This is a genomic window from Streptomyces sp. NRRL S-350 (genome assembly GCF_000719705.1).
In the GTDB taxonomy this organism is placed as follows: Bacteria; Actinomycetota; Actinomycetes; order Streptomycetales; family Streptomycetaceae; genus Kitasatospora.
This window is the reverse complement of sequence record NZ_JOHO01000135.1, coordinates 1-4,384: the sequence shown is the minus strand read 5'-3', so window position 1 is coordinate 4,384 and position 4,384 is coordinate 1. Positions and strand designations below refer to the sequence as shown.

Here is a 4,384-nt window from a genome sequence, read left to right as displayed (position 1 = left end):
CACCGATCCTTGGACGGCTTGGGGGCTGGGTGTGCCGTTGGCTACGGCGGCCAGTGCGGCCAGCAGTTCCTCCCGGTCGGCACCGAACACCACCGCCCGATGACGTAGCTCGGCGCGTCCGGAAGCGAGTACGCGAGCGGCGCCTGCGAGCCGGTCGACATCCGTCACGGTGCCGAGGAACTCGCCCAGGCGCGAGGCCTGTTCGCGCAGCGCGGGCTCGCTCTTCGCCGAGAGCAGCAGCGGCGGCAGCGCCTCGACGGTGTCGTCTCCCAGTCGACGTGCGGGGTGGGCTCGTCCACGTGGAGGGTGCGGGGCAGCACGCCGTGGCGCATCGCCTCGACCATCTTGATGATCCCGCCGACGCCCGCCGCGGCCTGGGTGTGGCCGATGTTGGACTTCAACGAGCCCAGCCAGAGCGGCTGTTCGGCGGCATGGGACCGGCCGTAGGTGGCCAGCAGGGCCTGGGCCTCGATCGGGTCGCCGAGCCTGGTGCCGGTGCCGTGGGCCTCGACCGCGTCGACCTGGTCGGCCGACAGCCGGGCGTTGGCCAGCGCGGCGCGGATGACGCGCTGCTGTGCCGGCCCGTTGGGGGCGGTGAGCTGGCTGCTCTTGCCGTCCTGGTTGATCGCCGTGCCGCGGATCACCGCGAGCACCGGGTGCCCGGCGGCCTGGGCGTCGGAGAGCCGCTCCAGCAGCAGCATGCCGACGCCCTCGCCCCAGATCACCCCGTCGGCCGCGGCCGCGAAGGACTTGCACCGGCTGTCGGGGGAGAGCCCGCGTTGGCGGCTGAACTCCAGGAACATCCCGGGCGTCGACATGACCGCCGCGCCGCCGGCGAGCGCCATGCCGCACTCGCCGCCGCGCAGCGCCTGGACGGCCAGGTGGATCGCGACCAGCGAGGACGAGCACGCGGTGTCCACCGTCACCGCGGGGCCCTCGAAGCCGAGGGTGTAGGCGATGCGGCCGGAGGCGACGCTCAGCGTGTTTCCGGTCAGGACGTACCCCTCGACGTCCTCGGGGCCCTGGTGGGTGAGCGAGGCGTACTCGTGGTTGGAGACCCCCGTGAAGACGCCGGCCGCGGTGCCCCGCAGGGCGGTCGGGTTGATGCCGGCCCGCTCCATGGCCTCCCAGCTGGTCTCCAGCAGCAGCCGCTGCTGGGGGTCCAGGGCGAGCGCCTCGCGCGGGCTGATGCCGAAGAAGTCGGCGTCGAACTCGTCGGCGTCGTACAGGAATCCGCCCTGGCGCGCATAGCTGCGGCCGACGGCGTCCGGGTCCGGGTCGAAGAGGTCGGACAGCTCCCACTCGCGGTTGCCGGGGAAGTCGCCGATCGCGTCGACCCCGTCGGCGACCAGCCGCCACAGTGCCTCGGGGGTGTCGGCGCTGCCGGGGAACCGGCAGGCCATGGCCACGATGGCGATCGGCTCCCGGGCGGCGGACTCGGCCTGCCGCAACCGCTGCCGGGTCTGCTGGAGCTCCGTGGTGACCCGCTTCAGATAGTCGCGGAGCTTGTCCTCACTCACCGTCTGCCCCCAGTCCCAGCTCATTGTCGATGAAGTCGAAGATCTCGTCGTCGCTCGCGGAGTCCATCCGCGCGGCGGCGCCGTCCGCCGGCTCGGTGCCGGCTGTCCCGTCCAGCTCGGTGAGCCGGTCGAGGACGTCCTGCAGGCGCAGGATCAGGTCGTTCCTGGTGTCGGACCGCAGGGTGGCGGCGTCGGCCGTCAGCCGGTCCAGTTCGGCCGCCAGCAGCGGCGGGGTGCCGCCCGCCGGCCCCGCGCCCGTCGCGCCCGCCCCGGGGGCGAACCCGGGGGCGAGCTCGGTGCGCAGGAACGCGGCGAGCTCGGCCGGGGTCGGGTAGTCGAACAGCGTGGTGGCGGGCAGTCGCAGTCCGGTGTTCCGGTTCAGGGTGTTGCGGAACTCGACGGCGGTCAGGGAGTCGAGGCCGGTCTCCAGGAAGCCGGCCCGGCTGCTCAGCGCCGCCGCCGAACCGTGCCCGAGGACGGTGGCGAGCTGGCCCAGGATGTGCTCCTCCAGGATGCGGACCTGTTCCTCCTCGCCGCGGCCGGCCAGCCGCTGCCGGAAGGTGTCCGCGTCCACGGTGTCCTTGGCCCGGCGACGTGCGGTAGTGCCGACCAGGCCGCGCATCAGGGGCGGCACGGCGGGGTTGTCCCCGCCGAATCCGGTGAGGTCGAGCCGGGCGGGCACCAGCAGCGTCTGGTCGTGGCCGAGGGCGAGGTCGAACAGGTCGAGGGCCTGCGCGGTCGGGATCGGCGCGATGCCGCCCCGGGTCAGTCGGGCCCGCCCGGTCTCGTCCAGGGCGCCCGCCATGCCGCTCTCCAGCTCCCACAGGCCCCAGGCGAGTGAGAGGCCCGCCAGGCCGCGGGCGCGGCGGTGGGCGGCGAGGGCGTCCAGGAAGGTGTTGGCGGCCGCGTAGTTGGCCTGGCCTGCGTTGCCGATCAGACCGGCGACGGAGGAGAAGAGGACGAAGGCCCGCAGGTCGAGGTGCTCGGTGGCCTCGTGCAGGTGCCAGGCCGCGTCGACCTTCGGCCGCAGCACCGCGCTGAGCCGCTCGGCGGTCAGGGCCGGGAGGGTGCTGTCGTCCAGCACACCGGCGGCGTGCACCACCGCGGTCAGCGGGTGCTCGGCCGGGACCGCGCCGATCAGCGCGGCCACCGCGTCGCGGTCGGCGGTGTCGCAGGCCGTCACGGTGGCCTCGGCTCCCAGCTCCCGCAGTTCGGCGACCAGTTCGGCGGCTCCCGGGGTGTCCGGTCCGCGCCGGCCGGCCAGCAGGAGGTGTCGTGCACCGTGCCCGGTGACCAGCCGGCGGGCGATCAGCGCACCCAGGGTGCCGGTGCCACCGGTGACCAGCACGGTGCCCGTCGGGTCGAGCGGGACGGGCGACTCGGTGGTGACGGTGGTGCGGGCCAGCCTGGGCACCAGCAACTCGCCGGCGCGCAGCGCGAACTGCGGGGCGTCGCCGGCGAGGGCGGCGGGCAGGGCGCGCAGGGACGGGTCGGCGCCGTCGTGGTCCACCAGGACGATCCGGCCGGGGTTCTCGGACTGTGCGGTGCGCAGCAGGCCCCAGAGTGCGGCGGCCGTGAGGTCGGGCACGTCCTCGCCGTCCCGGGCGGAGATCGCGCCCTCGGTGAGGACGGTCAGCACGGTTGCGGCCAGGCGTCCGTCGGACAGGAACTCCTGGACGGCTGCCAGGACGGCGGCGGCGGTCTCGTGCGCCCCGGCGACGACGCCCTTCTCGGCGGCCGCGACGGGCAGCAGGAGACCGGCGATCCCGTCGGGCACGGTGGACCGGAGCACTCCCGGTCCGTCGTGCACCTCCGCGGCGATGCCCAGCCGGACCAGCCGGTCCGCCAGCTCCCGGTCGCCGAGGACGGCGTACGGCAGTGCGGCCGGCCGGGCTGATCCGGCGGCGACCCGGCTCCACTGCACCCGGTAGAGCGAGTCCGGCTGCTTGGTCCGGGCAGCGGCCAGCTGCTCGGCGCCGACCGGGCGCATGGCCAGAGCCTCGATGGTCATCACCGGGGCGCCGGAGCGGTCGGCGATCTCCAGGGCGACCAGGTCCGGCTCCGGGCGGGACAGGTGCACCCGCACGTGTCGGGCGCCGGTCGCGTGCAGGGTGACCCCGCTCCAGGAGAACGGCAGCCGGACACCGTCCTCGGCGCCGTACCAGAGCATCAGCGGGTGCAGCGCGGAGTCCAGCAGAGCCGGGTGGAGACCGTAGTGCTCCTCGTCGCCGTCGTCCGGCAGCGCGATCTCGGCGTACACGTCCTCGCCGAGCCGCCAGCCGGCCTTGAAGCCCTGGAACATCGGGCCGTACTCGTACCCGCGGTTGATGAAGGTCCGGTAGAACTCGTCGATGTCCACCGGGGTCGCCCCGGCCGGCGGCCAGACGGACAGGTCGAAGGACGGCTGCCCGACCTCCCGGGCGAGGTACCCGCTGGCGTGCCGGGTCCACTCCTCCTCGGGCGCGGCGTCGGACGGCCGGGAGTACATGGTGAACGGGCAGCGCTCGGTCTCGTCCGGGGTGCCGACCGTGATCTGCACGTCCCGCGCGCCCTGCGGGGGCACTGCCAGGAACGCGTGGTGGACCAGTTCGTCCAGTCGGCCGAACCCGGCCTGCCCGCCGGCGTACGAGAGCAGGTCGAGGAAGGCCACGCCCGGCAGCACGACCGTGCCGAACACCACGTGGTCGTACAGCCACGGCTGCTGCTTCAGCGAGACGCGGCCGGTGAACAGCCTGGTCCCGTCGGGGAGGACGACGGCCGCGCCGAGCAGGGGGTGGTGGGCTGTGGTGAGTCCGGCGGAGGCGAGTCCGGTGTCGGTGGATCGGGTGGCGGGCTTGAGCCAGTAGCGGTTGCGTTGGAAGGGG

The 4,384-nt window shown here is 74.2% G+C and carries 1 protein-coding gene and 1 pseudogene; both read right to left on the bottom strand.

Translation table 11 applies throughout. The features are described 5' to 3' along the window. Positions 1–1,544, bottom strand: a pseudogene (locus IF30_RS0139935) (type I polyketide synthase); the annotation flags it as partial. Continuing rightward, positions 1,513–4,384 (bottom strand): type I polyketide synthase (locus tag IF30_RS0139930; protein WP_037902960.1); only part of this gene is annotated, 2,872 nt, incomplete at its 5' end. The pseudogene IF30_RS0139935 and the gene IF30_RS0139930, both read right to left, overlap by 32 nt.